The organism is Bradyrhizobium sp. Kon37 (genome assembly GCF_055807535.1).
The window spans coordinates 521,300-544,830 of record NZ_JBVVOY010000001.1; the positions used below are offsets into that span (position 1 = coordinate 521,300).

Consider the following 23,531-nt stretch of genomic DNA (forward strand, 5'->3'; position numbering starts at 1 on the left):
CCTTGTTGCCGCACGCGCTCAAGTCATCGCCTGCTCAGCGCAAGCCCGCGCTCATGTCAGCATCGAGATGATCGCCTGGACCTGGTCGGAAGCCGACGTCACCAGTCCGTCGTAGGACGTCTGACCGTGTGCGGCCGCCTTCAGGATGCATTCGGCGACGGCCGCCTTCAGCCCGAACACCGACTGGTCGGGCGGCACGCTTGCCATCACGGCCTCCAGCGCCTGACGCATCGTTCGAATGAGTTCGGAGCTGTATTGCATCGGCTGTCCTCCTCGACCTCATATTAGATCGCATGCCCATGCTTGCCACTCACAAGCCTGAGATTGCTCTGTGAATCACACCTCACCTCGCACTTCTCATCGCTCAATTGTATCATCTTGCCATGAGCGAATCCGACACGGTGGCCGGCGAGACCTCGCCCGTCCGCAAGATCATCCATATCGACATGGATGCCTTCTACGCGTCCGTGGAACAGCGCGACAATCCGGACCTGCGCGGCAAGCCCGTCGCAGTCGGAGGCTCCGCGGAACGTGGGGTCGTCGCGGCCGCAAGCTATGAGGCCCGCGAGTTCGGCGTTCGCTCCGCCATGCCATCCGTAACGGCGAAGCGGCAATGTCCCGATCTGGTTTTCGTCAAGCCGCGCTTCGAGGTCTACAAGGCAATCTCCAGGCAGATCCGCGACATCTTCGCGGAGCATACCCCGATCATCGAGCCGTTGTCGCTCGACGAGGCCTATCTCGACGTGACCGAAAACCTGCAAGGCATCCCGCTGGCCCGCGACATTGCACTCAAGATCCGCGAGAGGATCAAGGCCGAAACGGGCCTCAACGCTTCGGCCGGCATCTCCTACAACAAATTTCTGGCCAAGCTCGCCTCCGATCATCGCAAGCCCAACGGTCAGTTCGTGATCTCACCGGAGATGGGACCCGCCTTCGTCGAGACCCTGCCCGTCGGAAAATTCCATGGGATAGGCCCGGCCACGGGCGCGAAGATGAACGCGCTCGGCATGTTCACCGGTCTCGATATTCGTCGTCAGACGCTGGAGTTCATGAATGCGAATTTCGGCAAGTCGGGCGCCTATTACTACTGGATCTCGCGCGGCGTCGACAAACGGCCGGTCCGGGCCAACCGGGTCCGCAAGTCCATCGGCGCGGAGACCACGTTCTCGAGCGACCTCACCGAATTCGACGCGCTGGTCGCCGAGCTCAAGCCGCTCGTCGACAAGGTGTGGCGCCATTGCGAGGCGACCGGCAGCCGTGGCCGCACCATCACCTTGAAGATCAAGTTTGCCGACTTCGAGATCATCACGCGCAGCAGGTCCGCTCTTTCGCCGGTTGCAGGCCGCGACGATCTTGAGCGGCTGGCTTGCGGCCTGCTCGAAGCCGAGATACCGCTGCCCAAGAGCGTCAGGCTGCTGGGGGTCTCGCTGTCTTCCCTCCAGGCCGGGGACGATGCGGAGCCGCCGCAGCTGACTCTCGGCATCTGAGCCAAACTGACGGGATTTCGGCGGACGCAGACAGCCACGTGGAGCGCGTCGCCACGCGAATCTACGATGGCGGGTTTTCAGACTCGCCACCGAAGGTCGATCCGCTGGGCCCGATCAATGCCTCACGTGCTCGAACACCACGATCACGCCGGTCGGCTCGGGCTCGTGCGCCATCAGGCGTGTCAGCTCGGAATCGCCCCAATCGGCGAGGCTGACGACTTCGCCGCTCTGGCGCTCGGTGCCGGGGGGCGCCGTAGGCTCGACGACCTTCAGTCCGGTCTCATCGACGAAGAAAGTGTGCTCGCCGAACATGCTGTTGAGCTGCGGCATGGCGGGATGCTCGTCGGGCAGCACCTGAGCGCCGAGCTGGTTGACGGTCTGCTTCACCTGTTCGGATGTGAGCTTCATGAGCTGCTCCGTTTCTGTCACGTCGGTTTCATTGAGGTAAGCCAGAGCGGGCGTTCCCTGCGCCGATGTTCGCCTGGCTCAATGTCCCGAACGGGTGCTGCGCACAAATGTTCCGGAAAAATGTAATTCGTGATCGCGCGTGGCGACCGCCCCGCTCATGGCACGGGATCGCCACACGATGTCCACGATCCCGCCGATGCAGCGCTACTCGGCGGCTTCGACGATCCGGATGTCACGATCGGCGCCGTCGCCGAGCAGATCGTGGGCGGCCTTGTAGGCCGGGCTTTCATATGCCGCCTTGGCGCTCGCGACGCTGTCGAACTCGATGAGCACGACGCGTTCCATCAAGCCGAGCTCGAATGTTGTAGCCGGCATCCCGCGCGCGATCACGCGGCCCCCAGCCGCTTCGATGGCCTGGCGCGACACCTTGGCATAGGCCGCCATGGCGTCGGGGTTCTTGATCGCGCGATAAGTGGCAACCCAATAGGCTTTGGCCATGATTGTTCTCCTGGTTTTCGTGACCTAATGATCGCTTCTGTTCTCGCCGACGGACAGCGCACAGATGCGTGACAGATATGTGTAGGACAGCCCGGTCTCCTCGGCCCAGGCGTTGAACTGCGCCTGCACCTTTGCCAGATCGCCCTTCGACTTGACCTCTTCGGCGATGTCGAGACCGGCATCGCGCAGGCACGCCACGACGTCCCTGGACGTCACAAAGCCGTCCCAGCCGACGAACCGCAGCAGCATCTGGCCGGTGTTGGCACCCAACCGGCTGCCACGCTTGCTCAGGAGATCGAGCAGGCCGATCTGGTCCGACGGCGGCCACTTCGCCAGAAACCTGCCGAAGCTGCCGTGTTCCTTTGCGATCTCCTGGACGAAGGCCGCGTTGTCGCGCACCGACATGATCTTGGCACCGTTGCGCACGATGCGCGCGTCGCGCAGCAGGCCCTCCCAATAATCCTCCGGCTGGAAGGTGAGCTTGGTCGGCTGGAAACGCAGGAAGGCGTCTTCAAACGCCTCCCATTTCGTCTCGATCACGCTCCAGGCAAAGCCCGCGCAAAACACACGCTTCGTCATCTCTGCGAGGATGCGATCGTCGCCGCGTTTGGCGAGGCCCTTCAGGTCGGGCTTTTCCGGCATCAGCTTTTCGAGCGCCTTGGGCCCGCCCTTGCGTTTTTCGGCGCGCGCACGAATGGTCTTGAAGGAGGTCATGGGAGACGAGCTGTTGGGGCACGAGCTGTTGAGGTCACGCCACGACATCAGAATTCGATGATCCGGTCCAGTCCGGCGACGCTTCGATGCTTGCACCCGCGGATGCGCCGCAGCATACTGCCCGCATTGAATTGGCGAGAGATGCGGCTGGTCTGCGTCTTGCGTTCAGATATTTTGCAATCCCGAGCATTTTTGACGTCTCACTCCTGGATTTCCAATGCGCTGCCTGGTCGTGGCCGACCTGCACTATTCGCTGCCTCAGCTCGACTGGCTCGTCAGCGCCGCTCCGCAATTCGACCTTGTGATCTTCGCCGGCGATGCGCTCGACATCGGCTCGATGGTGGATTTTCGCGCGCAGATCGTGGTGGTGAAGAAGTACCTCGCCCTGCTCGCCGGCAAGACTCGCGTAATCCTCTGCTCCGGCAATCACGACCTCGACGAGCGCAATGCGGAAGGCGAAAAGATCTCGCGCTGGATCTCGGAGGTGCGCGAGTTGGGGATTGCCTGCGACGGTGACGGCCTCACCGTCGGCGACACGCTGTTCACGGTGTGCCCATGGTGGGATGGGCCGCTGGTCAAGCAACGCCTGGTCGCGCAGCTCGCCGCCGCCGCCGCGGCCGGCCGGCCGCAGCGCTGGATCTGGATCCATCACGCGCCGCCGGCGAATTCACCGACGAGCTGGGGCGGCAAGCGCTTCTTCGGCGACGTCGAGCTGGTGCAATGGATCATGCAGTACCAGCCCTCGATGGTGATCTCGGGCCATGTGCATCAGTCGCCGTTCATTACCGATGGCTCGTGGTTCGACCGGCTCGGCGAGAGCTGGGTCTTCAACACCGGCCTGCAACCCGGCCGTCCGCCGACATATATCGTGCTGGACCTCGATGCGGACAGGGCGTTCTGGCTTGCGGCCGGCGAGGCGCAATGGATCGATCTTGACGGGCCGCTGCAGCGACCCGCCGCTCCGATCGAGGCGCCGCCCGACTGGCTCACATTCTTGGATCGGATTGCCGATCCGAGCCTGGCGAGACCTCGAGCGGCGGCAGGTTGATCATGCTCTGGAGCACCTCGCCGACCATCGCCAGATGCGTGCCGTGGCCGGCATATTGCTGCTTGAGATCGGCAAGATAGGTATTGGCGACATTGAGCCGCTGCGCCAGCATCTTGGCGATCAGAAGCGCCACGCCCGCCTCTTGCCTGAGGAACGAGGCGGCGTCCTCGAATTCGTAGACGACGGAATCGGAGCAGGCCCGTACGGTCGCAGTGTGCGGCTGCCCCAGCAGCACAGACATTTCGCCCAGCACCGCACCGGGCTCGGTTACGGTGGCGACCACCATCTCGCCCTTGAGCACTTCGAGCTTGCCCTGCATCAGCACATAGAGATGACCGGTGGTGCCGCCCTCGGCGACGATCAGCGTGCCGGCCGCGACCTGCCGCTCCGTCCCACCGGTGCAATAATCCAGAACTGCGCGCATCCGACCAAGCTCCCGTCGCAGGGAGATAGTAGGGCACGATCGGCGTCGCGCGCTTGCTCAAATTTGTGGCAAGCGCAGCGACCGCAAGAGACGCTTCGCGAGATGGACCGACTGCCAGTCTCCGAGACCGGTGTCCTCGAATCCCGCCTTCTTCGCAAGGCCGCGCATCTCGGCGTTCACGCGCGCGGTCTCGGCTGCAATCATCTCGTGACCGAGATCGCTCGCGTGCCTCTCCATCGCCGTCATCATGCGGAGGCCGACGCCCTTGCGCTGAAACCCATCGGCAACGGAGATAGCGAAATCACCATGCCGTGCATCCGCATCGTAGGCGTATCTGGTTTCGCCGACGATCGTGCCTTGCCCCTCCTGCCTGATCTCGGCGAGCAGGGTGAAATGATCGGGATGGCTGGTCCTGGCGACGCATTCGGCCGCGACCACGGCAATGTCCGCCCGCGCGCCCATGAAGCGCTTGTTGCGCGATGTCGCGGAGAGGCTCGTGAAATAGATCGAGAGGCTCTCGACATCGGACGCGCTGGCCGGCCTGATACGGACCGTGGCGCTGGCTTCGGCTGACTCGAGAACGGCATCCAGCAATAAGTGTGACATGCGCGAGGCTTTCGGCAGGTTGCATCGAATGCAGACCTAGCCGAGACCGCGCGCTTAGCGCTTGGACGGTGTTGCCAATCTTGCGGCCGAAAACGAACAGTTTCGTTCCTCAGTGCCGGGCGTCACACGCGAGAGAGTGAAGGCACCTCCTCCGGCACGATCGCCTGGAGCCCGCCAAAGCGGCGCTCGCGGCCGTGGAAGGAGACCAGGGCCGCGGCGAGATCGCCCGCGTCGAATTCGGGCCACATCCGCTCGGTGAAGTGCAGCTCGGCATAGGCACCTTCCCAGAGCAGGAAGTCCGACAGCCGTTTCTCACCCGAGGTACGGATGATGAGGTCGACGTCGCGCAAACCGGCCTCGCCGGTAACGAGCTGCGAGAACGCCTCGCGGGTGAGACTCGTCAGCGCCGCCGCCTTCGCCGCCGCGTTGAGGATGGCGTCGCGCGCGGAATAGTCGACGGCGATGCGCAGATGAAGCGTGCTGCCGTGCGCGGTGGCGTCTTCCGCACGCGCAATCGCATTGGCGATGCCGTCGGGCAAGCGGTCGCGGCGGCCGATCACGGTGAGGCGCACGCCGTTCTTGACCAGGCTCTGCACCTCGTTGGCGAGGTAGAAGCGCAGAAGCGTCATCAGCGCGGCGACCTCGGCCTTCGGCCTGCGCCAATTGTCGGTGGAGAAGGCGTAGAGCGTCAGCGTGCCGATGCCCTGCTTGGGCGCGGCTTCGACGATGCGGCGGATCGCCTCGACGCCGGCCTCATGCCCGCGCACGCGCGACAGGCCGCGCCGTGTCGCCCATCTGCCGTTGCCGTCCATGATGATGCCGACGTGAAGCTTCTCGTTGCGGGACATAAGGTCACTTTGCATTGCAAAGTCTCCGGTCAAAAAAGGGGGAGGATCAGGTCGAGACGATACCGAGGCGGCCGAGCGGCGCCGCCTCGCGGCCGGCGGCCTTGGCAGCGTCGCGCACCAGCCGTTCGAGCACGGCGAGATAATCGAGGAAGCGGCGGCGGCCGGCCTTGGTCAGGCGGCAGGTCGTGTGCGGGCGATTGCCCTCATAGCCCTTGGTCACCTCGACGAGGCCGGCTTCCTGGAGCACGGCGAGATGCCGGCTGAGATTGCCGTCGGTGAGGCCGCAGAGCTGCTTGAGATCGGCGAACGCCAGACCCTTCGGATGCGCCATCAGCGAGGTCAGAAGTCCGAGCCTCGCCTTCTCATGGATCACGCGGTCCAGTCCTTCATAAGAGAAGGGTGCGCTGTCAATCTTCGACATCATGGTCTCCGGATGCGAAATACAGAATGCCCGCCATCACCGACTGCCCGATCACGAAGGGCAGGCCCATGGTCCAGGGCGACAGCGTATGGGTTTGGCTCGCGAGCACCACCACCGCAAAACCGGACATGAAATACCAGGCGCCGGCGAGCGCCACGGTGCGCGGCAGCGAGCGGACGGAGGCGAAAATGCCGAGCGACACCAGGATCTGCCACAGACCCGGCAGCAACCACAGCGTTTCGCCCGCGAACTTCCACATCACTACCGCAAGCAGAACACCGGCAACGCCTGCAGGCAGGAACTGCTCGACGGCCTGGTGGATCATCGCATCGGCGAGACCCGAATGATGGCGGCGCGAACGTGCGCGCATCTCGATACCGATCGTCAGGCCGGAGAGCGCGGCGGCAATGAACCAACCGAGGAAGAAACCGAGCGGCTCGCCGGTGGGATCATCGAGCAACCAGAATTGCAGGATTGCGGTGAGAAGCGCGACGGCACCGGTCGCCGCCATCGTCGCCGGGCCGTAGCCGCGGAACGCCGTGCCGGCCGCAATCTGGCTGCGGATCGCCACGATGTCAGCCAGTGCCTTGTCGAGATCGCGCATTGGCAACGCCAAAACCTCGTTCCGCCCATGCTGCCGGGACTATCGATCCCGTTACTTTGTACCGCAAAGTATATCGGATCGCAAAGTAAAGACAAGTCCCGAACGTCGCCTCTTGACGCTGGTCCTCGCCGGACAACTGCCGGTTGCGCGGCACCTCCTCCCGCAGATAAGATGCGCGCGAGCGCGTTCTGGGGGAAAGCATGTGGCTTAAGTCATTTATCGTTGCGTCATTATTGCAGCTGAGCGTTGGCAGCGTTGCGCACGCGGCCGGGCCATTCGGCAGCGTCAAAATCGGCAACTGGGTTGGCGGCGCGTTCAGCAATGACGAAACCGGAGCCTTCTCGCATTGTGCCGCGACGGCGCCTTATGCCAACGGCGTCATTCTCGTCGTCGGCCAGAATACTGGGGGCTCGTGGATATTGAGCTTTGCGAGTCCCAGCTACCACTTCAAGCAGGGCGAGAACGCCGCGATCGACGTTATCTTTGACGGACAGGAGCAGGCCAGACTGTTCGCCACGGCCAACCAGACGAACATGCTCAGCTCCGTCATGCCTGCCAACGTGGTACGAGCGTTTCAGAAGGCAAGCCTGATGGTCGCGACGAGCGGCCGCACCGTGCTGAATTTCGACCTGACCTCGGCCGGGCCCGTGATTGCGGCACTGGCCAATTGCGTCACCAAGGTGAAAGCCGACGGCCTGAACAAGGCCGGAGACTTTACGAAGGTTGCGGCAAAGCCGCAGGCGCCCGACAAGCAAGCATCACCGCCGGCCAGCAAGTCCGCCAAAGCCAAAAGCGGTACCGGCTTTGTCGTGAGCGCCAGCGGACACGTCGTCACCAATAATCATGTGATCAATGGCTGCGTCGGCGACATCAAGGGCAATCTCACGGGCGAAGCCGGAATGGTTTTGCGCGTGGTGTCGAGCGACGCCAACAACGACCTCGCGTTGCTGCAGGCGCCGTCGACGACCACGTTCAAGGAGTTCGCCCGGATCCGCGACCGCTCGATCCGCTCCGGCGATTCCGTCGTCGCGATCGGCTTTCCGTTCCATGGATTGCTGACTTCGGATTTCACGGTGACGACTGGCATCGTCAGCTCGCTCAGCGGCATGCGCAACGATTCGCGTTTCCTGCAAATCAGTGCGCCGGTGCAGCCCGGCAATAGCGGCGGCCCGCTGTTCGACACCACCGGGCAGATCGTCGGCGTCGTTACGGGAAAGCTGGACGGATTACGGGTCGCCGCTGCGACCGGCAACATCCCCGAGAACATCAACTTCGCGATCAAGACCGGCGCGCTACGCGACTTCCTCGACAACTCCGTGGTGCCCTACCAAACTGCCGAACCGAAGGGCGAGATCAAGACCACCGACATCGCCGGCAATGCGCGGCCCTATACGATGCTGATCTCGTGCAACGGCACGGAGCAGGCTGAGGCGAAGCGGTAGCGGCAACGCAGGCGGCGTCCGCGCGGCCGCGGATGGCGCGAACGCGATCGGGGCTATCAGTCAAACCGCGAGTTCCTCAATACGGCGCGACGGGACGCGTGCGCCGCGGCTGCCGCGATTGCGGCAGGGACGATTGACCGTAGGCGACGAGCGGATTGGGCCCGCAGGCCATGAGCCGGCCCGACACACTGGCCTGACATTGTCCATAGGTGCTGTAGGTGCAATCGCCGGGATACTCGTACCCGCCGCCCTGGGCACACCAGGGGTAGTCGTGCGCCGCGGCGGGGGTGACGGCGGAGAAGCCGGCAAGGAGTGTCGCGCCGAGGCCCAGCAGAGCCAATTGCGTCTTGCGCATGATTCCAACTCCTATCCTCATAGCGCGAGATACGCGCCATATAACATCAGGTTTCGCCACGCCGTTTTATTCCAGATCGACGGGCGCTGACACGCAAGAAACCTTGATGCGCAAGAAAAAAGCCCTGCCGAACGGGCAGGGCTCCGATCACGAACATCACGAGATCGCTACTCGACCTTCAGGCCGGCGAACTCGACGACCTTCTTCCATTTCTCGGTCTCCGCCTTGATCTCCTCGCCGAACGCCTCTGGCGTCTGCGCCCGCGGCTCGCCGCCGAGCTCGACCAGGCGCTTGGCCATGTCCGGCTCCTTTATCAGCGTGTTGATCTCGCTGTTGAGCTTGGCGATGATGTCCTTGGGCGTGTTCTTCGGCGCACCCATGCCGAACAACGCGCTCGCCTCGTAGCCCTTCACGGTCTCGCCGATCGCCGGCACGTCGGGCAGCTGCGGCGAGCGCTCCGCCGTGGTGACGCCGATGGCGCGGAGCGAACCGGACCGGATGTGCTGGATGATCGAGGGCATGTTGTCGAAGATCACCTGCACCTGACCGCCGAGCATGTCGGTGATCGCGGGCGCGGCGCCGCGATAGGGCACGTGCTGCATCTTGCAGCCGGTCAGCGCCATGAACATCTCGCCGGACAGATGCACCGAGGTGCCGTTGCCGGAGGAGGCCATGTTGACCTTGCCGGGATTGGCCTTCACGTATTCGATGAACTCGGCGACGGTCTTGGCCGGCACGTCCTTGTTGACAGTCATCACGTTCGGCACGCGCTGGAACGAGGCGACCGGCGCGATGTCGCGCACGAAGTTGAACTTCAGGTTGGTGTAGAGCGAGGCGTTGATGTAGTTGGCCGGATTGACCAGTTGCAGCGTGTAGCCGTCGGGTTCGGCATTGATGACCGATTCGGTAGCGATATTGTTGCCGGCACCCGGCTTGTTCTCGATCACGAATTGCTGGCCGAACTTCTCCGACAGCCGCTGACCGATCAGCCGCGCCAAGATATCGGTGGCTCCGCCCGGCGGATAGCCGACCACCCATTTCACCGGGTGGGTCGGATAATCGGCGGCAAAGGCTTTCGACAGCGGGCTGGCTGCAAGCGGACTGGCGGCGAGCAGGCTCAGCGCGGTACGGCGAGTGATCATTTCAAGGGTTCTCCCAACGTGTTGTTCTTGAAGCCAGATAGCTTGAAAATGGCGTCGGCGCGGTTGTAACAAAGCTTGCCGCAGGCGGAAAGTGCACGGGGCGCATCACGACGAAAGGATAAGGCATGGCGGTCAAGGTCGAAGCTCTCGATCATCTCGTGATCAACGTCGCGGACGTCGCAGTGACCGCCGAGTGGTACGGCAAGATTCTCGGCATGGAAGTCAAGGTGTTCGAGCCCGGCGGCGGCAAAGCGCCGCGGACTTCGTTGCAATTCGGTAACCAGAAGATCAACGTCCGGCCGGGCGATGCCGACAAGGTGGAGTGGTTCACCGCGGAGCACCAGACCGCCGGCAGCGAGGATCTGTGCTTCCTCACATCCGCCAGCCCCGACGAGGTGGTGGCGCATTTGAAGGCACATGGCGTCGCGATCGAACAAGGCCCGGTTCTCAAGCAGGGCGCCCGCGGCACCCTGCGCTCGGTCTATTGCAGGGATCCGGATGGCAGCCTGATCGAGATTTCGTCATACGAGGACGGCGGCCGGTAAGGCCAAGCCGCCTGCCCCACGCGCCGTCATTGCGAGGAGCGATTGCGACCCAATCCAGATGTCCCCGCGGAGGGATTCTGGATTGCTTCGCTCCGCTCGCAATGACGGCGGAGAGAGCCGGAAGACGCAATCATCAAAACGCAGCCGCCGGCAAGATGCAGGCTGCACGGGAGGACATATGCCGAATTCGCAAGCCGCCGCCGGAATCGTGGGCCCGTTCGACGGGCTCGACGTGCCCTGGCTGCTGAAGATGCGGGCTGAGGTGCGCAGCTCACATCCGTTCCTGATCTGGGCGCCGTTCGACACGCCCGCGCGGCGCTGGAGCTATGGCGAGTTTCACGAGCGGGTCGGCGCGCTCGCGGCGGGACTGAAGAAGCGCGGCGTGAAGCCGGGCGAGTATGTGCTCATTCATCTCGACAATTGCATCGAGGCGCTGCTGGCCTGGTTCGCCTGTGTCGAACTCGGCGCCGTCGCGGTGACCACCAACACGCGCTCGGCACCGGCCGAGCTCGACTATTTTGCCGATCATTGCGGCGCGGTTGCCGCGATCACGCAGCCGGCCTATGCCGAGATCGTCGCGCAGAACTGCCGCAACATCCGCTGGATGGCGGTGACCTCGCACGATTCGGGCGCGGCGCCCGCGAATCCGGTCTCACGCGGCGACAGCTTTGAGGAGCTGTTCGCCGACAGCGCCGACCGTCCCAGGCGCGCGATCGATCCGCGCGCGCCGTGCAGCGTGCAGTACACCTCGGGCACGACATCGCGCCCCAAGGCGGTGCTGTGGACCCACGCCAACGCGCTGTGGGGCGCCAAGATCAACGCCGCGCACGAGGACCTGCACGCAAGCGACGTGCATCAAGCCTATCTGCCGCTGTTCCACACCAACGCGCTGGCCTATTCGATGCTGGCGACGCTATGGGTCGGCGCCACCTGCGTGATCCAGCCGCGCTTTTCCGCCAGCCGGTTCTGGGGCGCCGCGCGCGAGCACGGCTCGACCTGGACCTCGACCATCCCGTTCTGCATGAAGGCGCTGCTCGAGCAGGACATCCCGCGCGATCACAAATTTCGCTTATGGGGCACCGCGATCAACGAGCCGCCGGCCTTCGCCGCCTTCGGCGTCAAGATCATCGGCTGGTGGGGCATGACCGAGACCATCACCCACGGCATCGTCGGCGAGATCGACCAGCCCAACATCCCGATGTCGATCGGCCGCGCCGCGCCGGAATATGAAATCCGCATCACCGACGACGACGGAAAGCCGACGGAGGTCGGCGACGCCGGCAACCTCTCGATCAAGGGCATTGTCGGCCTGTCGCTGTTCGCCGAATATCTGCACAACGAAAAGGCGACGCGCGAGAGCTTCGACGAGTACGGCTTCTTTCTCACCGGTGACCGCGTGGTGCGGCTGGAGAACGGCTACATCCGCTTCGCGGACCGCAGCAAGGACATGCTCAAGGTCGGCGGCGAGAACGTCGCCGCGTCCGAGATCGAGCAGGTGGTCGCACTCGTCCCCGGCGTGCGCGAGGCCGCCGTGGTGGCGAAGACGCATCCAATGCTGGACGAGGTGCCGGTCGTCTTCATCATCCCGCAGGGTGGCGTCGCCGGTGCGCGGCCTGATCTGCACGACGCCGTGATGGCCGCCTGCCGCGCCGGCCTCGCCGACTTCAAGGTGCCGCGCGAGATCCGCTTTGTCGACGACATGCCGCGCTCGACGCTGGAGAAGGTGGCGAAGGCGGAGCTGAGGAAGATGGTGGGCTGAAGCATAGAGATCGTAGGGTGGGTTAGCCGAAGGCGTAACCCACCAACTTCGTCCGGCAAATGCGGAAGCATGGTGGGTTACGCTACGCTAACCCACCCTACGCAGCCAGATCAGAACGACCCCAGCGCCACCGGGCGGAACGCCTGCAACAGCTGCTGGTCCAGCTTGCCGCCCATGCCTTCCATCATCGTAAACGCGCGCGAGTGGGTGAAGGGCATGCGATAGGCGCGCTTCTCCACGAGCGCCGCGTAGATGTCGACGATCGTCGTGACCCGCACGATATCGCTGATCTGGTTCGACGAGAGATTGTTGGGATAGCCAGAGCCGTCGAGGAATTCGTGGTGATGCAGCACGACATCCAGCATCTCCGGCGGGAAGCCGCCTTGGGCTGCGAGCGCGTCATAGCCGCGGCGCGGATGCTGGCGGACTTCGGCCATCTCCTCGTCGGTGAGCTTGCCGGGCTTATCGAGCAGCGCGGAGGGAACGAAGGCCTTGCCGACGTCGTGCAGCAGTGCGGCACGGGTCAGCCGGCGCTGGTCGTCCTCGCGCATGCCGAGGTGCTGGGCGAAGGAGACCGCAAATCCGGTCACGAACAGGCAGTGGCGGTAGCTGCCGACATGGTGGCAGCCCACCGTGGTGAGCCACTCGCGCAACGAGGAGTGCTTGATCGCCTTCAGGATCTTGCTCTCGGCGGCGATGACGTCGTCGAAGGTCAGGGGCACGCCAAGCGGCAGCTTCTCGAACATCTTCTTCAGCACCGCGTGCGCGGCCTCGACGCCGCGATTGAGCGTCTTGCCGCGATCGGTCGCGTCATAGACGGCGGTGTCGGGGAAGGCCGCACGGATGCGCTGCAGGATGTCCTCGGGCTGAAGCGGCCGCGAGATGGTGTCGGTGGCGCCCAAGGCCCAGGCTTGCATGGTGCCGTGATGCAGGGCGTCCGCAAGCACGAACAGACGAGGCATCGCGCGATAGGCATCGCCGCGCAGCTTGTTGCGCACCCGCTGCACGCTCTCGGGCGAACGCAGATTGATGTCGACCACGAGGCCGGAGAGATCGCGCGAGGGCTGCTCGGGGAGCTCCTGCGTCGTCACCGTCGCGACGTCGCCGACCGCCTTGAGGATGCTGGCGAGCTCGCTGCTCTCGTCGCTCCGGTCGGAGGCGAGCAGGAGCCGGCGTTTGGCGGCGGGTTTGGCTGAGGCGTTCATGGCTTCCCCAAGAGCACGGGCGTGTTTCGGGCCAAAGCCTAAGCCGGATCAGGTTCTCCGGCCCTTAAGAGGCGTGCTCAATGGAACCCTGCGAAATCAGGGACAATTTTACGGAGTTCGGTTCCCCGGGCGGTTCCCATCAAAACCTCGAAAACAACCCCATGCACAGTAGAGATGTGCTTGCAAACACAAGGCTTTTTAACGACGAATCCGCCGGGGGCTGCCCCCCGGCGGATCATGTCAGGTCAACAATCGCAACCAGCCTTACGCCTTCATCGCGCCCTTCACGGCCTCCGCCGTGATCGGCAGGGCCCGGACGCGGGCGCCGGAGGCGTTGAAGATGGCGTTGCCGATCGCGGGTGCGATCACCGTCACCGCGGGTTCGCCGACGCCGGTGGCCTTCTCGCCATTGGCGATCACGGCGATCGCGACCTCGGGCACCTGGCTCATGCGCAAGGGCGTGTAGCTGTCGAAATTGGTCTGTTCGATGCCACCGTCCTTCAGCGTTGCCTTCTCGTACATCGCCAGCGACAGGCCCCACAGCGCCGCGCCTTCGACCTGGGCGCGGATGTTGTCGGGATGCACCTGCGTGCCGACGTCGGTGGCGACCGTGAGCTTCTTCACGGTGACCTCGCCCGAGGGCGCGACGGCGACGTGGGCGACGCAGGCCGTCCAGCTTGCGGTCGCGCGTTCCTGCGAGGAGACGCAGGCCACGCCCATGCCTTCACCCTTCGGCAGCTTCCTGCTGCCGTAGCCGGCAAGGCCCATCGCGGCGAGCAGCGTATTGCGCAGCCGCTGCGCGCCGCCGTCGTTCTTGCCGGCGCCGTCGAGCAGCGAGATGCGGAACTGCGCGGGGTCCTTGCCCGCCGCCGCCGCGATCTCGTCGATCATGCTCTCGACCGCCCAGAAGGTCCAACCCGGCGCGACCGAGCGGAGCTGGCCGGACGGCGTCGCGTTGTGCGCCATCTCGTTCTTGATCGCGCGCACATGATGGTTGGGCACGGTGTAGAAGAAGTCGGCCCCGTTCACCGTGAAGGAGTCGAGCGGACCCTTCTTGTCGACCGAGGGCGTCAGGAAATCGGGAATGCCCCAACGTTGGGTCGGCCAGGCCGAAACCACGTCGTGGCTGAGCGCGACGAGCTTGCCGTCGCCGTCCACGCCCGCCTTTACTTTTTGGTAGGTGAGCGGACGCGAGAAATCCATCGTCATGTCGTTCTCGCGCGTGTAGATCACCTTCACCGGCTTGCCGATCGCCTTGGCCGCCTGCACCGCCGGAATCATCATGTCGGCATCGAGCCTGCGGCCAAAGCCGCCGCCGAGCCACATCTGATGCATGACGACGAATTTCGGATCGATCCCGGCCGCACCCGCCGCGATCGCGCCGGAGCGCGTGGCGAACTGGTTGCCGGAATAGATGTGCAGGATGTCGCCCTTGAACTCCGCAGTGGCGTTCATCGGCTCCATCGGCGCGTGGATGTTGATGCTGGTGGTGTACTCCGCCTCCAGCACCTTGGCCGCCGTGCCGAACGCCGCCGCGGGATCGCCGTCCTTGACGAAGAACTGGCCGGAATCCTCCTGCTTCTGAAGCCGCTTGGCCTCGTCGAGCAGCGATTGGCTCGACACTTTCGCGTTCGGACCGCCGTCATAGGCAATCTTGAGCGCCTGCGCCGCCTTCTTGGCATTGGCATAGGTGCCGGCGACTGCGACGACCCAGCCCGACGTCGTTCCGGTCTTGTCGTCGAGGGTGACGGCCTTGATGAAGCCCGGCACTTTCTTGGCGGCACTGTCGTCGACCGACTTGACGGTGGCGCCGAAGCGCACCGGAGGCGTCACCACCGCGCCATAGGCCATGCCCGGCAGCATCACGTCGATGCCGTATTTGGCTGTGCCGTTGGTCTTGGAGGGGATGTCGAGCTGCGGCACCGACACGCCGATCATGGTGTATTGATCCGGCGTCTTCAGCACGATCGCCTTGAGCTCGTCCGGCGTGAAGGTTTTTGTCGCCTTGCCGCTCTTGACGACATCGGCGAACGACATCGTCTTCTTTGACTTCGGATGCGAGATCATGGAATCGCGCACCACCAGTTCCGACGCCGGCACGCCCATCGCGGCGGCCGCGCCTTCCGTCAACGCCATCCGTCCGGCAGCGCCGGCCCGGCTCATGGCGTCGAAGTTCATCATGGTCGACCAGCTGCCGCCGGTGATCTGTGCGCCCAGCACGGGATCGTTGAATTTCGGATCATTGGAGGCGAGGGCAACGCGCATGTCGCTCCATTTGGCCCCTAACTCTTCGGCCACGATCTGCGCCATGGTGGAGGCGATGTGCTGGCCCATGTCGGCCTTGCCGCAGGTGACGGTGACGAGACCATCGGGCGCGATCGCGTACCAGACGCTGGGCTCGAAGTTCTGGGGTGCCGCGAGCGCCTCACCTATGCCGGGCACGCCGGCATAACCGAGCACGAGGCCGGTTGCCGCGGTGCCGACCAGGAAGGAGCGGCGGCTGAGATCAGCCGTTTCGGCGGTGACGGTCTTGATGTGCTTATTCATGTGGGCCTCCGCTCGTTGCCGGTGGCGGACGCGGTGCGCATCTCGGTTGCGGCGCGCATGATTGCCTTCTGGATCCGCGAATAGGTCATGCAACGGCAGAGATTGCCGTCCATATGCGCCACGACCTCTTCCTTGGTCGGGTTGGGATTCTTCGCCAGCAGCGACGCCGCCTGCATGATCTGCCCGGACTGGCAGTAGCCGCATTGCGGCACCTGCTCGGCGATCCACGCCTTCTGCAGGGGATGGTCGCCCTTGGCGGCGAGGCCTTCGATCGTGGTGATCTTCTTGCCGGCGACATCGCCGACCATGGTCTGGCACGACCGCACGGCTTCGCCGTTGACGTGCACGGTGCAGGCGCCGCAAAGCCCGGCACCGCAGCCGAACTTGGTGCCGGTCATCTGCAATTGCTCGCGGATCGCCCAAAGGAGCGGCGTGTCGTTCGCCGCATCCACGGACAGACTCCGCCCGTTGATGGTGAGAGTTGGCATAGGCGTCTTCCCCTGCCGGTGCATGAAGCCGCTTACGGCGGCAACTTGTGTTGACGGACGCCCACCGGGCCGGCGCCAGCCTTGATCGCAAGAATGATCGCGTTCAGGCGCGGAGGCAAATGCAATTTGGAATCGATCGAACAAACGCGGCGCCTGCTCGTTGTGCGTCGCGAGAACGGCGGTGATGCAGCGACTGAACGCAAACAGAAAGCGTGTCAGACATGCGTGCTATCGCCTCGAGGCGGTTTCTTCGAGGTAACTTGGCGGGCTAGAGTACGAGCGCCACGTTGGTCGTCCCTTCTCCCCTTGTGGGAGAAGGTGGCGCGAAGCGCCGGATGAGGGGTTCTCTCCGCGAACCCACTGGATCGTACGCGGATAGAACCCCTCACCCGTCTCGCCGCTACCGCGGCAAGCCACCCTCTCCCACAAGGGGAGAGGAAAACAAAAACAAGGGTGGGCAGAATGCCTGGGATCGATCGGGACGGCGTCAGAATCTACTACGAGGTTCACGGCGAAGGTCCGCCGCTGCTGCTGACCCACGGCTACTCATCGACGTCGGCGATGTGGCATGGGCAGGTCGAGGCGCTTGCCAGGGATCACAAGCTGATCTTGTGGGACATGCGCGGTCACGGCCAGTCCGATTATCCCGACGATCCCGCCGCCTACAGCGAAGCACTCACGGTCGGCGACATCGCGGCGATCCTCGATGCCGTCGGCACTGAGCGCGCCATCATCGGCGGGCTGTCGCTCGGCGGCTACATGTCGCTTGCCTTCGCTCGCGCGCATCCAAAGCGCGTCCGCGCGCTGCTGATCATCGACACCGGCCCGGGCTTCAAGAAGGACGACGCACGCGAGGCCTGGAATGCGCGGGCGCTCGCCACTGCCGACAAGCTCGATCGCGAAGGGCTCGACGTGCTGAAGGCGGCGACGCGCGAGCGCGCCACCGCGAACCATCGCAATGCCAGGGGATTGGCGCTCGCCGCACGCGGCATGCTGACCCAGCGCGACGCGCAGGTGATCGAGCTGCTGCCGGAGATCAAGGTGCCCAGCCTGATCGTGGTCGGTGCCGACGACGCGCCGTTCCTCGCCGCGTCGGACTACATGGCCGCGAAAATTCCCGGCGCGCAAAAGGCCGTGATCGCCGCCGCCGGACATGCCGTCAACATCGACCAGCCGCAGGCTTTTGTTGACGCGGTGCTGCCTTTCCTGAAGAACTTGCCGGAATAGGACGATCGGACGGGAACACAGGCAATGAAGCGAGCGATGTTGGCTGCGGGCGCGGTGTTGCTGTCAGTATCCGCGCAAGCCGAGCAGTTCGGCGGGACACCACCCCGCCTGCCCTTCGTCGCGACCTTGTCGAACAACACGCCGCTCGCCTTCGGCATGGATGCCGGGCAGACCGCGCGGGCGCTGGGGCAACCGCTGCAATATGTGCGCGGGCGTCCCGGCAACGAGATCTATCTCGCGCTTCGCAACATCGGCGGCAGCGGACTGATCCCGTACCGTCACCGCCTGTTCCTGCAATTCCGTCATGGCCGGCTGGCGGGATGGAAGGAGGACTATGGCGAGAACTGGATGTGGGAGTGATTGCCCCTCCTCATGGTGAGGAGGCGCAAAGCGCCGTCTCGAACCATGCAGGCCCGCCTCTCGTAGCTCGGCCTTTCATCCTTCGAGACGCGCGCAAGAGCGCGCTCCTCAGGATGAGGAGAATGAGTGAATTCGTGACAACCAACAAGGACAACCCGCGTGGGACAAGACATCAAGCTGACGGCCTCCGACAATTTCCAGCTCGGTGCCTATCGCGCTGACCCCGCGAGCACGGCGAAGGGCGCGGTGGTGGTGATCCAGGAAATTTTCGGGGTCAACCATCACATCCGCTCGGTCTGCGATCGCCTCGCCGGGCAAGGCTATGTCGCGATCGCCCCGTCGATCTTCGACCGGACCTCGCCGGGCTTCCAGTCCGGCTACACGCCTGACGAGATCGCGGAAGCGCGCAAGTTCGTCGCCAGTCCGGATTGGGACGCGATGCTGCGCGACACGCAGGCGGCGATCGATGCGGTGAAGAGCGTCGGCCCGGTCGGCATCATCGGCTTTTGCCTGGGCGGCAGCATCGCCTTCGTCGCGGCGACGCGGCTGTCGGGCCTGAAGGCCGCGATCGGCTATTACGGCGGCGCCGTCGTGCGCTTTGCCGACGAGACACCCAAAGCGCCGACGCAGCTGCATTTTGGCGAGAAGGATGCCGGCATTCCCCTGACCGACGTCGAGACCATCAAGACGAAGCGGCCGGACGTCGAGGTCTTCGTCTATCCGGGCGCGCAGCACGGCTTCCATTGCGACGAGCGGGCGAGCTACGACAAGGCCAGCGCCGACATCGCCTGGCCGCGCAGCATGGAATTTTTCGCCAAGCATTTGAAATAGGGCCGCACTTGCTACCGTCATTCCGGGATGCGTCGAGGAGAGCAGGAATCGGGTGGCTGCATCCTGCCGCGCGGCGATAGAGCTGGCTGATCATGCCACCGCACGCCGGGAGATCGTGATGCAGCAGGCCAACACGAATATCGTCATCCGCAATCCGTTCGGCACCATGGACGTGCCCGCGCCTGATGATCGCGACGTCATGGATTATGCCGCAACCGCCGCGCTTGCCGGCGACGCCGCCGATGTCAACGCGGCGGCATGGGCAACCGTGGCGGCGCCGTCAGACCCGCTCGACGGCATCTGGGCCAGCCGCTGGAACGGCGGCGCAGATCCGACCATTGCCGGCGATACGCCGCAGGCCTGGAAAGAAGGACGCGCTGAGGTGCGGGTCACAGGCGAGCGCATCTTCCTGCGCTTCGATTGGGACCATGGCCGCCGGCATGGGCTGATCGATGCGGCGCGCGACGGCGGGGATCGCTTGGTCGGGAAATATATCAACCTGACCAATCCGGCGATCACACGGCCATGGGTTGGGCTGGTGGTCGATGCCACCAGGATCGACGGATGTTTTCCGAACGGCCGGCTGGATTTCAGGCGGTGAGCTAGAGCTTCGCTCGAAAAGCGCTCTAGAACCAGCGCTCGCCGACGAACACGGTGTCGCCGGGACTCAAGGGCGTGCCGAGCGGCACCACGGCGCGCATGGCGCCGCCGGCTTCGGTGTGTGTGACGGTGACCACGTCGCGCTTGGCGCGGGGCGAGAAGCCGCCGGCAATCGCGACGGCGCTTTCGACCGTCATGTTCGGCACATACGGATACTGGCCGGGCGCGGAGACTTCGCCGAGAATGAAGAACGGGCGATAGGCTTCGATCTCGACGGCAACCGAAGGCTCGCGGATGTAGCCGTTGCGCAGCCGCGCGGCGATCTCGCCGGCAAGGCCCGCCGGAGTGCGGCCGCGTGCCGGCACGCCGCCGATCAGCGGCATGGTGATGGAGCCGCCGGCGTCGATCGCGTAGCTGTTGGTGAGACCTTCCTGGCCATAGACCACGACGCGCAGCCTGTCGCCGGCGTCGAGATGGTAGGAGGAATCGTAGCGGACCGGCGCCGCCATCGGTGCGGCATAACCGACCGGCATGGGCGCAGGCGAAGAGGCAAAGGAATTGCTGAGTGCTGCGATGGCACCGCCGCCGCTGCCGACGACGACCGGCTGCGGCGCGTTGTAGGGCTGGCCATAGGCCATCGAATCGAGATCGGCGCGCGGCTGCACATAGGCGACGGGACCAGCGGTTTGCATGCAGCCGCCAAGGGTCAGCGCGGCGGACGCTGCCAGGGACGCTGCCGAGATCGACCATCGAAACGCGCGTGCAACCGGCACCGGACTTATCCCTCGAAACGAGACAGCTTCAGTGATGCACCGGTTATGGTTAATAAAGCGTTGAGGGGGGTGGTTGGCGCGACGATGCGGCTACGGGCGCAGTGCGCTCCCTCTCCCGCTTGCGGGCGCGGCTATCGCATATGGCCTTTTGGACCAAGCTGAACAAGCGCCTCGTCCTTCGAGACGACCGCTCTGCGGTCTCCTCAGGATGAGGCTAATCGGCATCGGTGCCTGTTGGAACTGTCGCCGCACACGCCATCCTCATCCTGAGGAGCCCGCCTAAAGCGGGCGTCTCGAAGGATGGGCCGCAGAAAACTGCTCTCAAATGCGCGACCTCTCCCGCAAGCGGGAGAGGTGCAGCGAGCCCGGAGCCAACTTTATGCGCTTACACCGACGCCGATCGGGCAGGACACGCCGGTGCCGCCCAGGCCGCAATAGCCGGCGGGATTCTTGGCCAGATATTGCTGATGATAGTCCTCGGCAAAGTAGAATTCGCCGGCGGGCGCGATCTCGGTGGTGATGGTGCCGAGACCTTTTGCGGCAAGCGCCTTCTGATAGAGCGCCTTCGATTGATCGGCCGCTGTCTTCTGCGCGTCTGAAGTGGTGTAGATCGCGCTTCGATATTGCGTGCCGACGTCGTTGCCCTGGCGCATGCCCTGCGTCGGGTTGTGGCTCTCCCAGAACGTCTTCAACAGCTTCTCGTACGACACCTTGTTCGGATCGAACACGACCAGCACCACTTCGGTGTGACCGGTGCGGCCCGAGCAGGTCTCTTCATAGGTCGGGTTCGGCGTGTGGCCGCCGGCATAGCCGACAGCAGTTGTGTAAACGCCCTCGCCGAGCTCCCAGAACTTGCGCTCGGCGCCCCAGAAGCAGCCGAGCCCGAACACCGCCTGCTCGAGGCCGGCGGGATAAGGCGGCTGCAACTTCGTGCCGTTGACGAAATGGGTGGTCGCGGTCGGAATGGCTTGCGCACGGCCGGGCAGCGCTTCCGTGGCGCTCGGCAATGCGGTGGTCTTGCGCATGAACAGCATGGACGGATCTCCGGGAACGAGCTGTGCCTCGCCTGAGCCAAGGCGATGAGCCAAGCGCTCAGACGGCGTGCTCGCGATCAGTTGGGAATATAGGTCTTTACGCGCAAAGGGGCAGCCCTGTTACGCCGTCCGCGCGCCGGTTCGAGTCGCGCGAATTGAAAGCTCAATCCCGGGAATAGCCGATCAACGGCTTGCGCGGGCGGAACAGGATCATCAGGAGGATGCCGAGAATGCCGAGGACGGCGAAAACCGGCTGATCCAGCACCAGGCGGATCACCGAGGTCCAGAGCCAGGGCGCCTTGGCCTCGACCCAGGTCCGGAATGCCGTCTGGCTGGCCTGATTGATGTCGTTCCAGAACTGGCCGAAACGGGTGAACCGAAGGGTCTGGTCGGCGACCCAGCGGGCGCCGTCGTAGACCATGAAGATGAACCCGCCGGCGAGCAGCAACAGCCCAATCAGTCGGAAAAAGCCGCGGATCATGCCTCACCCTCTATAGTCGTCCGATCGGACGACCCTCGGAACGCCGCCAGCCAATACAAGGGAGACGGCAGAAATTCAACCTCTTCAGGGCGTTACAGCATTCATCCGCGCCCTGAGGGGTTGCTTTTGCAGCCCCGGAAAGCGTTGACGGTGCCAAAGACCCTCTCTATAAGGGCGCCAACTGGCGGCGGGCGCAATCCTGCCGCCGCTGTTCTTTGAGCAGATGCAGGCTCCTTGGGCTGAGAGGCTCCCTGGGCCTCAGAGACGGCCCGCAAGGCTGTCGCTCGTGTTCCGGGAACAGCCTAGCAACCGAACACCCTAATTCCGAGCGTCGATTACGCGGTCAAGCAAGCCGGCGCTACCCGACCAAGACGCGACCGGTACCCGCAAAGGACATTGAGACCATGGCCAATACCACTTCCGCCAAGAAAGCGACGCGCAAGATCGCCCGCCGCACCGCCGTCAACAAGTCGCGCCGCACCCAGATGCGCGGTGCCGTACGCAACGTCGAAGAAGCGATCAAGACCGGCGACCGCGCCGCAGCCGTCACGGCGCTGGCGAACGCCGAGCCCGCCTTGATGCGCGCCGCGCAGCGAAACATCATTCATAAGAACAATGCCAGCCGCAAAGTCTCGCGGCTCACCGCGCAGATCGCCAAGCTCGCCAAGTAATCTCGCTCAGTAACCTCGCGAGTGATCTAGCAGCATTCGTTCGATCGGAGGATCCGGTCGCACATCGCATACGTCAAACAGCCCGGCATCGCGCCGGGCTTTTTTGTTGCCCGTCATATTCACGCAAGCAGTCACGCGTCGAGCGACCTTCGATCGGAGGATTGCGACGTTTGCACCATGATGCGTCCCGTAGTTTTACCTGCGAATGGTTTTGCAACAGCGGAAACTTCCACCGCGGTGCAAAAAGTCCTTGCGAGGCGGGCTCAAGTTGAATTCGCGGCACCTGCGAGTTCTGCACACCGTAGTTTCCCCGGATCGCGTTACGCGATGGAGTTACCCTGTCAAACGAGACTCAAAAAACGATGTCTCGCTAATCACTTATCGACATAGTGAGGCCAAGCATTTGGAAAAATCGCCAGCGCGTCGTGCGCGTGACGCTTTTGTAAAAAATTTTTGGCGGTGGCGGAGAATTGTCACATGAAACGTGGCGTCTTCGATTCTGTGCACGAATCCAAAAACTTGCTCTGAAGCCTGTGCACAAGTCCGCGTGGCGTTAACGCAGATCAAGATTTTTGATGCCTCAAGTGTGAATCAATTCCGTTGCGAGTCTTCCCGCATAGTGTATTCCTTAAGAGGTCAGCGGCGCCCACGATCTTGAGACCAGCGCGGTATCGGAAACGGGGCGAGCGTGCAAATCGGCGGCGATGTGCACGTAGGCGGCGCTTCAACAAGCGATTGTCGGATCAAAACCCACAGCAATGTGGGAACGGTAGCTCTTTGTCTGAATGTCTCCAAGCGGGATCTTTCTGTCGCGCTTAAGAGACATCTTGAAAGCTGCCCCGACAGGCATGATGGCGAGGCCGAGCGGACGAGTACACGGGCAGGCATCCGATGACGACGCGGGTGTCGTTTGGACACGCAGGACCTTGTCGTGAGCAATCACGGCAGGACGGGGAGGTATCATGTCTTACGAACTCAACGCGGTATTGAAACACATTTCGACTTCCAGCATT

The 23,531-nt window shown here is 63.9% G+C and carries 27 protein-coding genes; 10 read left to right on the top strand and 17 right to left on the bottom strand.

The window, feature by feature from the left end; translation table 11 throughout:
* Positions 1 to 51: 51 nt before the first annotated feature.
* Positions 52 to 261 carry a hypothetical protein gene (locus tag AC0L3J_RS02470; protein WP_007616043.1) on the bottom strand — a complete coding sequence of 70 codons (210 nt, stop codon included), beginning with the start codon at positions 259 to 261 and terminating at the stop codon, positions 52 to 54.
* Between the two features lie 122 nt (positions 262 to 383).
* Between AC0L3J_RS02470 and dinB the strand changes: the two genes are divergently transcribed.
* The gene (dinB, locus tag AC0L3J_RS02475) at positions 384 to 1,487 is read left to right on the top strand and encodes a DNA polymerase IV (RefSeq protein ID WP_473345794.1); all 1,104 of its coding nucleotides are present in this window, start codon (positions 384 to 386) and stop codon (positions 1,485 to 1,487) included.
* A 114-nt stretch (positions 1,488 to 1,601) separates the two neighbouring features.
* Here dinB and AC0L3J_RS02480 read toward each other — a convergent pair whose 3' ends face one another.
* The 3 genes from AC0L3J_RS02480 to AC0L3J_RS02490 form a co-directional block, all read right to left on the bottom strand.
* The gene (locus AC0L3J_RS02480) at positions 1,602 to 1,895 is read right to left on the bottom strand and encodes a hypothetical protein (RefSeq protein WP_007598221.1); all 294 of its coding nucleotides are present in this window, start codon (positions 1,893 to 1,895) and stop codon (positions 1,602 to 1,604) included.
* 204 nt (positions 1,896 to 2,099) lie between these two features.
* Positions 2,100 to 2,393: a DUF1330 domain-containing protein gene (locus AC0L3J_RS02485; RefSeq protein WP_473345796.1), complete on the bottom strand. Its 294-nt coding sequence runs from the start codon at positions 2,391 to 2,393 to the stop codon at positions 2,100 to 2,102.
* 24 nt (positions 2,394 to 2,417) lie between these two features.
* Positions 2,418 to 3,107 (bottom strand): DNA-3-methyladenine glycosylase I, encoded by a 690-nt coding sequence (locus tag AC0L3J_RS02490; RefSeq protein ID WP_473345797.1) that lies wholly within the window; start codon positions 3,105 to 3,107, stop codon positions 2,418 to 2,420.
* 217 nt (positions 3,108 to 3,324) lie between these two features.
* Between AC0L3J_RS02490 and AC0L3J_RS02495 the strand changes: the two genes are divergently transcribed.
* Entirely contained in the window at positions 3,325 to 4,155 is an 831-nt protein-coding gene (locus AC0L3J_RS02495; RefSeq protein WP_473345798.1) for a metallophosphoesterase family protein, read from the top strand.
* Here AC0L3J_RS02495 and AC0L3J_RS02500 read toward each other — a convergent pair.
* The 5 genes from AC0L3J_RS02500 to AC0L3J_RS02520 all read right to left on the bottom strand — a co-directional run bounded on the left by AC0L3J_RS02500 (position 4,094) and on the right by AC0L3J_RS02520 (position 7,058).
* A complete protein-coding gene (locus AC0L3J_RS02500) occupies positions 4,094 to 4,579 on the bottom strand; it encodes a Crp/Fnr family transcriptional regulator (RefSeq protein WP_027566081.1) in 486 nt (161 codons plus the stop codon). The two genes, AC0L3J_RS02495 and AC0L3J_RS02500, sit on opposite strands and share 62 nt — an antisense overlap.
* Before the next feature lie 57 nt (positions 4,580 to 4,636).
* Positions 4,637 to 5,185: a GNAT family N-acetyltransferase gene (locus tag AC0L3J_RS02505; protein WP_473345799.1), complete on the bottom strand. Its 549-nt coding sequence runs from the start codon at positions 5,183 to 5,185 to the stop codon at positions 4,637 to 4,639.
* A gap of 122 nt (positions 5,186 to 5,307) precedes the next feature.
* Positions 5,308 to 6,048, bottom strand: coding sequence for a di-trans,poly-cis-decaprenylcistransferase (locus tag AC0L3J_RS02510; protein WP_473345800.1), 741 nt, complete (start codon positions 6,046 to 6,048; stop codon positions 5,308 to 5,310).
* A 31-nt stretch (positions 6,049 to 6,079) separates the two neighbouring features.
* A complete protein-coding gene (locus tag AC0L3J_RS02515; RefSeq protein ID WP_007616058.1) occupies positions 6,080 to 6,454 on the bottom strand; it encodes a winged helix-turn-helix domain-containing protein in 375 nt (124 codons plus the stop codon).
* On the bottom strand, positions 6,441 to 7,058 hold the full coding sequence (locus AC0L3J_RS02520; RefSeq protein WP_473345801.1) for a hypothetical protein: 618 nt from the start codon (positions 7,056 to 7,058) through the stop codon (positions 6,441 to 6,443). Before AC0L3J_RS02520 ends, AC0L3J_RS02515 begins: the two co-directional genes overlap by 14 nt.
* A gap of 200 nt (positions 7,059 to 7,258) precedes the next feature.
* Here AC0L3J_RS02520 and AC0L3J_RS02525 point away from each other — a divergent pair, with 200 nt between their 5' ends.
* A complete protein-coding gene (locus AC0L3J_RS02525) occupies positions 7,259 to 8,500 on the top strand; it encodes a S1C family serine protease (RefSeq protein ID WP_473345802.1) in 1,242 nt (413 codons plus the stop codon).
* A gap of 76 nt (positions 8,501 to 8,576) precedes the next feature.
* On the opposite strand, the gene AC0L3J_RS02530 is transcribed toward AC0L3J_RS02525, so the two are convergent.
* Positions 8,577 to 8,855, bottom strand: a complete 279-nt coding sequence (locus AC0L3J_RS02530) for a DUF3551 domain-containing protein (protein WP_473345803.1) — start codon at positions 8,853 to 8,855, stop codon at positions 8,577 to 8,579.
* Between the two features lie 167 nt (positions 8,856 to 9,022).
* Positions 9,023 to 9,997 (bottom strand): Bug family tripartite tricarboxylate transporter substrate binding protein, encoded by a 975-nt coding sequence (locus AC0L3J_RS02535; protein ID WP_473345804.1) that lies wholly within the window; start codon positions 9,995 to 9,997, stop codon positions 9,023 to 9,025.
* A 125-nt stretch (positions 9,998 to 10,122) separates the two neighbouring features.
* Here AC0L3J_RS02535 and AC0L3J_RS02540 point away from each other — a divergent pair, with 125 nt between their 5' ends.
* A complete protein-coding gene (locus tag AC0L3J_RS02540) occupies positions 10,123 to 10,542 on the top strand; it encodes a VOC family protein (RefSeq protein WP_473345805.1) in 420 nt (139 codons plus the stop codon).
* A gap of 178 nt (positions 10,543 to 10,720) precedes the next feature.
* Positions 10,721 to 12,301 (top strand): AMP-binding protein, encoded by a 1,581-nt coding sequence (locus tag AC0L3J_RS02545; RefSeq protein WP_473345806.1) that lies wholly within the window; start codon positions 10,721 to 10,723, stop codon positions 12,299 to 12,301.
* Between the two features lie 110 nt (positions 12,302 to 12,411).
* On the opposite strand, the gene AC0L3J_RS02550 is transcribed toward AC0L3J_RS02545, so the two are convergent.
* The 3 genes from AC0L3J_RS02550 to AC0L3J_RS02560 form a co-directional block, all read right to left on the bottom strand.
* Positions 12,412 to 13,506: an HD-GYP domain-containing protein gene (locus AC0L3J_RS02550; RefSeq protein WP_473288351.1), complete on the bottom strand. Its 1,095-nt coding sequence runs from the start codon at positions 13,504 to 13,506 to the stop codon at positions 12,412 to 12,414.
* 264 nt (positions 13,507 to 13,770) lie between these two features.
* On the bottom strand, positions 13,771 to 16,053 hold the full coding sequence (locus AC0L3J_RS02555) for a xanthine dehydrogenase family protein molybdopterin-binding subunit (protein ID WP_473345807.1): 2,283 nt from the start codon (positions 16,051 to 16,053) through the stop codon (positions 13,771 to 13,773).
* Positions 16,050 to 16,541, bottom strand: a complete 492-nt coding sequence (locus AC0L3J_RS02560) for a (2Fe-2S)-binding protein (RefSeq protein ID WP_211395185.1) — start codon at positions 16,539 to 16,541, stop codon at positions 16,050 to 16,052. Before AC0L3J_RS02560 ends, AC0L3J_RS02555 begins: the two co-directional genes overlap by 4 nt.
* A gap of 462 nt (positions 16,542 to 17,003) precedes the next feature.
* Between AC0L3J_RS02560 and AC0L3J_RS02565 the strand changes: the two genes are divergently transcribed.
* The 4 genes from AC0L3J_RS02565 (at position 17,004) to AC0L3J_RS02580 (ending at position 19,560) form a co-directional block, all read left to right on the top strand.
* A complete protein-coding gene (locus AC0L3J_RS02565) occupies positions 17,004 to 17,768 on the top strand; it encodes an alpha/beta fold hydrolase (protein WP_473345808.1) in 765 nt (254 codons plus the stop codon).
* 24 nt (positions 17,769 to 17,792) lie between these two features.
* Positions 17,793 to 18,128, top strand: a complete 336-nt coding sequence (locus AC0L3J_RS02570; protein WP_247285157.1) for a hypothetical protein — start codon at positions 17,793 to 17,795, stop codon at positions 18,126 to 18,128.
* A gap of 159 nt (positions 18,129 to 18,287) precedes the next feature.
* Entirely contained in the window at positions 18,288 to 18,959 is a 672-nt protein-coding gene (locus tag AC0L3J_RS02575) for a dienelactone hydrolase family protein (protein WP_473345809.1), read from the top strand.
* Positions 18,960 to 19,077: 118 nt separating this feature from the next.
* The gene (locus tag AC0L3J_RS02580) at positions 19,078 to 19,560 is read left to right on the top strand and encodes a hypothetical protein (protein ID WP_473345810.1); all 483 of its coding nucleotides are present in this window, start codon (positions 19,078 to 19,080) and stop codon (positions 19,558 to 19,560) included.
* A gap of 25 nt (positions 19,561 to 19,585) precedes the next feature.
* On the opposite strand, the gene AC0L3J_RS02585 is transcribed toward AC0L3J_RS02580, so the two are convergent.
* The 3 genes from AC0L3J_RS02585 to AC0L3J_RS02595 form a co-directional block, all read right to left on the bottom strand.
* A complete protein-coding gene (locus AC0L3J_RS02585) occupies positions 19,586 to 20,332 on the bottom strand; it encodes a polysaccharide biosynthesis/export family protein (protein WP_446480418.1) in 747 nt (248 codons plus the stop codon).
* A gap of 377 nt (positions 20,333 to 20,709) precedes the next feature.
* The gene (gene msrA / locus AC0L3J_RS02590) at positions 20,710 to 21,366 is read right to left on the bottom strand and encodes a peptide-methionine (S)-S-oxide reductase MsrA (RefSeq protein WP_473288345.1); all 657 of its coding nucleotides are present in this window, start codon (positions 21,364 to 21,366) and stop codon (positions 20,710 to 20,712) included.
* A 163-nt stretch (positions 21,367 to 21,529) separates the two neighbouring features.
* Positions 21,530 to 21,847, bottom strand: coding sequence for a hypothetical protein (locus AC0L3J_RS02595; RefSeq protein WP_007616084.1), 318 nt, complete (start codon positions 21,845 to 21,847; stop codon positions 21,530 to 21,532).
* A 404-nt stretch (positions 21,848 to 22,251) separates the two neighbouring features.
* On the opposite strand from AC0L3J_RS02595, the gene rpsT reads away from it, so the two are divergent.
* The gene (gene rpsT, locus AC0L3J_RS02600; protein ID WP_007598259.1) at positions 22,252 to 22,518 is read left to right on the top strand and encodes a 30S ribosomal protein S20; all 267 of its coding nucleotides are present in this window, start codon (positions 22,252 to 22,254) and stop codon (positions 22,516 to 22,518) included.
* The last annotated feature ends 1,013 nt before the right edge of the window (positions 22,519 to 23,531 follow it).

Coding starts and splice junctions, on each gene's coding strand:
- AC0L3J_RS02470 (WP_007616043.1), bottom strand. CDS start 261: ATGCAATACAGCTCCGAACTCATTCGAACGATGCGTCAGGCGCTGGAG.
- dinB (WP_473345794.1), top strand. CDS start 384: ATGAGCGAATCCGACACGGTGGCCGGCGAGACCTCGCCCGTCCGCAAG.
- AC0L3J_RS02480 (WP_007598221.1), bottom strand. CDS start 1,895: ATGAAGCTCACATCCGAACAGGTGAAGCAGACCGTCAACCAGCTCGGC.
- AC0L3J_RS02485 (WP_473345796.1), bottom strand. CDS start 2,393: ATGGCCAAAGCCTATTGGGTTGCCACTTATCGCGCGATCAAGAACCCC.
- AC0L3J_RS02490 (WP_473345797.1), bottom strand. CDS start 3,107: ATGACCTCCTTCAAGACCATTCGTGCGCGCGCCGAAAAACGCAAGGGC.
- AC0L3J_RS02495 (WP_473345798.1), top strand. CDS start 3,325: ATGCGCTGCCTGGTCGTGGCCGACCTGCACTATTCGCTGCCTCAGCTC.
- AC0L3J_RS02500 (WP_027566081.1), bottom strand. CDS start 4,579: ATGCGCGCAGTTCTGGATTATTGCACCGGTGGGACGGAGCGGCAGGTC.
- AC0L3J_RS02505 (WP_473345799.1), bottom strand. CDS start 5,185: ATGTCACACTTATTGCTGGATGCCGTTCTCGAGTCAGCCGAAGCCAGC.
- AC0L3J_RS02510 (WP_473345800.1), bottom strand. CDS start 6,048: ATGCAAAGTGACCTTATGTCCCGCAACGAGAAGCTTCACGTCGGCATC.
- AC0L3J_RS02515 (WP_007616058.1), bottom strand. CDS start 6,454: ATGTCGAAGATTGACAGCGCACCCTTCTCTTATGAAGGACTGGACCGC.
- AC0L3J_RS02520 (WP_473345801.1), bottom strand. CDS start 7,058: ATGCGCGATCTCGACAAGGCACTGGCTGACATCGTGGCGATCCGCAGC.
- AC0L3J_RS02525 (WP_473345802.1), top strand. CDS start 7,259: ATGTGGCTTAAGTCATTTATCGTTGCGTCATTATTGCAGCTGAGCGTT.
- AC0L3J_RS02530 (WP_473345803.1), bottom strand. CDS start 8,855: ATGCGCAAGACGCAATTGGCTCTGCTGGGCCTCGGCGCGACACTCCTT.
- AC0L3J_RS02535 (WP_473345804.1), bottom strand. CDS start 9,997: ATGATCACTCGCCGTACCGCGCTGAGCCTGCTCGCCGCCAGTCCGCTT.
- AC0L3J_RS02540 (WP_473345805.1), top strand. CDS start 10,123: ATGGCGGTCAAGGTCGAAGCTCTCGATCATCTCGTGATCAACGTCGCG.
- AC0L3J_RS02545 (WP_473345806.1), top strand. CDS start 10,721: ATGCCGAATTCGCAAGCCGCCGCCGGAATCGTGGGCCCGTTCGACGGG.
- AC0L3J_RS02550 (WP_473288351.1), bottom strand. CDS start 13,506: ATGAACGCCTCAGCCAAACCCGCCGCCAAACGCCGGCTCCTGCTCGCC.
- AC0L3J_RS02555 (WP_473345807.1), bottom strand. CDS start 16,053: ATGAATAAGCACATCAAGACCGTCACCGCCGAAACGGCTGATCTCAGC.
- AC0L3J_RS02560 (WP_211395185.1), bottom strand. CDS start 16,541: ATGCCAACTCTCACCATCAACGGGCGGAGTCTGTCCGTGGATGCGGCG.
- AC0L3J_RS02565 (WP_473345808.1), top strand. CDS start 17,004: ATGCCTGGGATCGATCGGGACGGCGTCAGAATCTACTACGAGGTTCAC.
- AC0L3J_RS02570 (WP_247285157.1), top strand. CDS start 17,793: ATGAAGCGAGCGATGTTGGCTGCGGGCGCGGTGTTGCTGTCAGTATCC.
- AC0L3J_RS02580 (WP_473345810.1), top strand. CDS start 19,078: ATGCAGCAGGCCAACACGAATATCGTCATCCGCAATCCGTTCGGCACC.
- msrA (WP_473288345.1), bottom strand. CDS start 21,366: ATGCTGTTCATGCGCAAGACCACCGCATTGCCGAGCGCCACGGAAGCG.
- AC0L3J_RS02595 (WP_007616084.1), bottom strand. CDS start 21,847: ATGATCCGCGGCTTTTTCCGACTGATTGGGCTGTTGCTGCTCGCCGGC.
- rpsT (WP_007598259.1), top strand. CDS start 22,252: ATGGCCAATACCACTTCCGCCAAGAAAGCGACGCGCAAGATCGCCCGC.